At 72.0% G+C, this 1,678-nt stretch carries 1 protein-coding gene; it reads right to left on the bottom strand.

The annotated features are described in order from the left end of the window. Positions 1–1,678, bottom strand: a 1,678-nt coding sequence (locus ABD330_RS32215; RefSeq protein WP_344469864.1) for a beta-ketoacyl synthase N-terminal-like domain-containing protein, incomplete at both ends; no start/stop codon positions are given.

The raw sequence follows: 1,678 nt of genomic DNA, 5'->3' as shown, positions 1-1,678 counted from the left end.
AGGTGGCGAGCAGGGCCTGGGCCTCGATCGGGTCGCCGAGGGTGGTGCCGGTGCCGTGCGCTTCGACCGCGTCCACCTGGTCGGCCGTCAGGCGGGCATTAGCCAGCGCGGCCCGGATCACGCGTTCCTGGGCGGGTCCGTTGGGGGCCGTCAGCTGGCTGCTCTTACCGTCCTGGTTGACGGCCGAGCCCCGGATCACGGCGAGCACCTGGTGTCCGTTGGCCTTGGCGTCGGAGAGCCGCTCCAGCAGTACCATGCCCGCGCCCTCGGCCCAGGCGACCCCGTCGGCAGCTCCCGCGAAGGACTTGCAGCGGCCGTCGGGTGCCAGGCCGCGCTGGCGGCTGAACTCGACGAAGGTGGTGGGGGTGGCCATGACGGTGGCGCCGCCGGCCACTGCCATCGTGCACTCGCCGCTGCGCAGCGCCTGGATGGCCAGGTGGAGGGTGACCAGTGAGGAGGAGCAGGCGGTGTCCACCGTGATCGCCGGGCCCTCGAACCCGAAGGTGTAGGAGACCCGGCCCGAGACCACGCTGCCCGCGCTTCCGGTACCGAGGTAGCCCTCGAAGCCGTCCGGTGTCTGATTGGCCAACCGGGTCCCGTAGTCGTAGTACATGACGCCGGTGAAGACGCCGGTCCGGCTGCCACGCAGGCTCTCCGGGTCGATGCCGGCCCGCTCGATCGCCTCCCAGGTGGTCTCCAGGAGCAGGCGCTGCTGCGGGTCGACGGCAAGCGCCTCGCGCGGGCTGATGCCGAAGAACTCGGCGTCGAAGCGGTCCGCGTCGTAGAGGAAGCCACCGTGACGGGTGTAGGTCTTGCCGGTTGCGTCGGGGTTGGGGTTGTACAACTCCTCGATGTTCCAGCCCCGGCCTTCGGGGAAGTCGCCGATGGCGTCGACGCCGTCGGTGACCAGCTGCCACAGCGCGTCGGGGGTGGTCACGCCGCCGGGGAACCGGCAACCCATACCGACGATCGCGATCGGGTCGTCATCGCCTGCGGTGGCCGGCAGGACTGCCGCAGCGGAGGCGGCCACGAGCTCGGTGCCGAGCACTTCGGAGCGCAGGTGCTCGGCGAGCGCGGCGGGCGTGGGGTAGTTGAAGATGAGCGTGGCGGGGAGCCGTAGCCCGGTCGCGTTGGCCAAGGCGTTGCGGAGTTCCACGGCGGTCAGTGAGTCCAACCCGAGCTCGAGGAAGCCGCGCTGGGCGGGGATAGCCTCGGGATTCGAGTGGTGCAGCGCGACCGCGAGTTGACCGCGGACGAGGTCGAGCAGGGCACGGGCCTGCTCGTCCTCGGTCAGTCCGGCCAGGCGCTTGCGCAACCCCTGGTCGTGGGCCGGTCGGGCCTGCGAGCTGCGGCGCGGCACCCCGCCGACGAGCCCGCGAAGGAGCGGCGGGATGGTGACGGAGGCGGCACGCTCGCGCAGCCTGGCGAGTTCGAGCCTGGCGGGAATCGCGAGGGCCAGCTCGGAGCCGAGGGCGATGTCGAAGAGTTCCAACGCCTCCCCGGTGGCCTGAGGCAGCAGCCCGCGCTGGGCCATCCGCGCAAGGGACGCCTGGTCGACGCCGGTGGTGAGCGCGCTGGTCTCGGCCCAGAGGCCCCAGGCGAGGGAGTGGGCGGGGAGTCCGGTGGTGCGGCGGTGGTTGGCGAGGGCGTCGAGGTAGGCGTTGGCGGCGGCGTAGTT

Source organism: Kitasatospora kazusensis, assembly GCF_039529945.1.
Taxonomy (GTDB): Bacteria; Actinomycetota; Actinomycetes; order Streptomycetales; family Streptomycetaceae; genus Kitasatospora; species Kitasatospora kazusensis.
This window is presented reverse-complemented; position numbering and strand designations above follow the sequence as displayed.